This is a genomic window from Candidatus Spyradosoma sp. SGI.093, from assembly GCF_050314555.1.
Classification (GTDB): domain Bacteria; phylum Verrucomicrobiota; class Verrucomicrobiia; order Opitutales; family UBA953; genus Spyradosoma.
This window is the reverse complement of the sequence record NZ_JBNPNH010000016.1, coordinates 1-3,138: the sequence shown is the minus strand read 5'-3', so window position 1 is coordinate 3,138 and position 3,138 is coordinate 1. Positions and strand designations below refer to the sequence as shown.

Annotated in this window: 1 protein-coding gene; it reads left to right on the top strand. The window is 57.1% G+C overall.

Going from position 1 to position 3,138, the window contains the following annotated elements; genetic code table 11:
- Positions 1-138: 138 nt before the first annotated feature.
- Positions 139-3,138: autotransporter-associated beta strand repeat-containing protein (locus ACQREB_RS08775; RefSeq protein WP_427767810.1), on the top strand; the 3,000-nt coding region annotated here is incomplete at its 3' end.

Here is a 3,138-nt window from a genome sequence, read left to right as displayed (position 1 = left end):
TCCGCGAATCTTCGCCAAATAACGAATTCCGTGCTTTTCCGTGTTTTCCGTGGTTAAAACTTTCCGCTTGCCACGGTATTCGTAACCGGGGTAGAATCCGCACAAAAATTCAACGAAAACCAAAAACAAATCCACACAATGAGAAATTCAAAATTCCTCCTCACCTCCCTCCTCGCCGCCGCGACGATGAGCGTTCCCGCGTTCGCGGACGACGTCGCGCTCACGAACGGAGAGCAAACAGCGCTGACCATCGGTTCCGGAGTCGCTGGCGCCGGAAACACCTACACGTACACGGCTCCCGAAGAGGGAACGACGGACAACGGCGGGTGGCTTTGGCTGGGTACTCTTGGAGCCACTGGAAATGTGGCGTTGGGTTCCGCGGAGTCCAGTATGGCGTTGTCTGGAAGCGGACTGATTGTCCTTGGTTATCAAGGCGGCGACGGCAGCACCCCCACGTATACTTTTGATTTCGCCAACACGGACGCGTCCGCATTTTTCGGCAAGTTCGCGGTCGTCAACGAGTGGAACAACAGCACCGTCGCAAAATTGTCCGGAACGGGGTGGAGCAACGTCGAGTATGTCTTCGCCGGCGTGTCACGGGAACAGAACTGGGTGACGAAGCGCATGTACGGCAATACTTCGCGCGGATACGACACCTTGTCGCTCCAAGGCGCGACGACGCTTGCAGGTATTACGGGCACGAGTAAAGGTTACTCTCCTGTAGCGGAGGGTGAGGTTGTTGCAGCCGGAATCGGCAACATCAACCTGCGGGAGTCCATTACGGTCGCGACCTCCGGCACAGTTCTCACGCTCGCGGGAGCGGGAACGTATGAATTTTACGGGAAGGTCGGAACGGCAAGCGAGAAAGTCGGTATCGAGAAAACAGGCACCGGCACGCAAGTCCTTGGAGGAACGCTTTATTTGGATGGGGTTACGGTTTCGGGAGGGACGCTCGATTTCTCCGGCGCGACCCTGTCGCTTTCTTCAGAAATCACGAACAATGCGACGGTAACCGTCAGTTCGGACACGATTTTCGTGCTTTCGGATTCGTTGAAGGTCGGCGACACGGGCAACACGTACTCTCTGATTTCCGGCGGAACGATCAACGGATGGAATGCGGAAACGCTGTCGGCGGAAAATTTCCAAATCAGCGGTGTCGTGACGTCCCTCCGCGGTGCGTCCGTAGATGTATCCACGGTCGGTCAAGTCGTCTTTACGGCTGGAGCGGCGGGAAATATCGTTTGGGCGGGGACGTCCGGGAACTCGACATGGAATTCTTCGGCGGAAAACTGGACTCATAACTCCGCCCCGACGAAATTTTACGCGCTCGACAATGTGACGTTCGGCGCGGATGCGGAGAACAAGACCGTGACGCTCGAAAACGGTACGAATCTCGCGGTCGGCGACATGACGGTCACGGGCGGGTCGTACAGGTTCCAGCCGACGACGGATAGCGCGTCCGCGTCCATTTCCGGGAACACGCTCAGAATCGAATCCAACGCGACGTTGACCAGCAAGACCGTCAATCTGCTTTTTGACGATATTGTTCTCGCGGGACGGTTAAGCTTGGACGCGGATAAATTCTCCGCTTCCGCACTGACGTGGGGAAAACTGACTTTCGAAGGCGGCACGCTCCATATCGAAGATACGCAGAACTCTTCCGGATTTCTTTCTATCCGTGAAGTCGCGATGAACGGCGCCGGTACAATCACCTCTAGATGGAGCCGTGGCTCCGGCACAAAGTTTACCATCGGGACGCTTTCCGGAACGGGGAATTTAAGCATTACCGGCGGAACAAGTGAACCGATAAGCTACTCCATCGGGACGCTTTCCGGATATTTGGGGACGCTCTCGATGCAGAAAGGCGCCGACACCGTTGGTCTTACTGTGGAAATCACGGGGACAGCTTCCGGAAACGGCGCGAACGCGTCCTTCGTTGTTGGAAGCGGCGTGACGCTTTGGGTTGAAGGGTCTAGCGCTCGCTTTGATTGGAATAAAATCACTTTGTCCGACGGCGCGACGCTCAAACTGCGTAACGGCTACGGAACTTCCAACAATGGTCACGACGGCTCGGAGATTCTGATTGACGCCGCCGGAGGCTCCGCGACGATTGCGGGGTCGCTTTACGGAAACGGCACGAACATTTTGGGGAAAATTCATGGTACGGGCACGCTCAACGTCACAAGCGCGGAAACTGAATGGTGCAACGATCTGAAGATTTCCGCGCTTCTTGCCGACGGCGCCAACGACGGCGACCGACTCGCTTTGAACGTGAACATGGGAACCGGAACTGTTGACAGCCATGTAGGAACGCTGACGCTGACAGGTGAAAATACTTATTCCGGCGGGACGACGATTGCGGCGGGCAATCTTGTCGCGGCACACCAAAGCGCGCTCGGCACGGGCGCGCTTGAAGTTCAGAGCGGCGCGACGCTGAAGCTTGGAGTCGCGGCGGTTTCCGCATACGGGCTTTCCGGCGCGGGCGCGGTTTCTCTGGCATCGGGGACGTCGTCTTCGACGCTGACCGTAAACGGCGGCGGAGATTTCTCGGGAACGATTACGGGGGCGATTGCGCTCGTGAAGAGCGGTTCGGAAACGCTGACGCTTTCAGGCGCAAACACATATTCCGGCGGCACGACGATTGAAGGCGGCGTGCTTAAAGTCGACAGTCTCGGGTGGGGCGACAAGGGCAACCTCGGCGAGACGTTCGCGCAGGACAAAACGGTTCTCAAAAACGGCGGTGTTCTTGAGGTGACCGAGGCGCAGAATGCGAATATGACTTCCGGCTACAGGGACGGCGGCGCGATGCGCGGCTTCTCCGTGGCGAACGGCGAAGGCACTTATCGCTATTCGGGAGAGGGAACGAGTTATATCGCGCCGAACGTGAATAGCAGCAGTGAATTTCAGGCAAATTCGCACATCGGTATTGCTGCCGGCGCGGTGCTGATTTTCGATGTGACGAACAGCACAGCCACCTTGGATGTCTCCAAAGTTATTGCGAGCAATGCGAAGCAGGAGACCGTGTCGAATGAGCTCGTTGCGACGACCGGTGCGCTGAAAAAGACCGGCGCGGGAACGGTGATTCTCTCTGGAGACAATAAATACACGGGCGGAACCGTGATCGAGGCGGGAACGGTT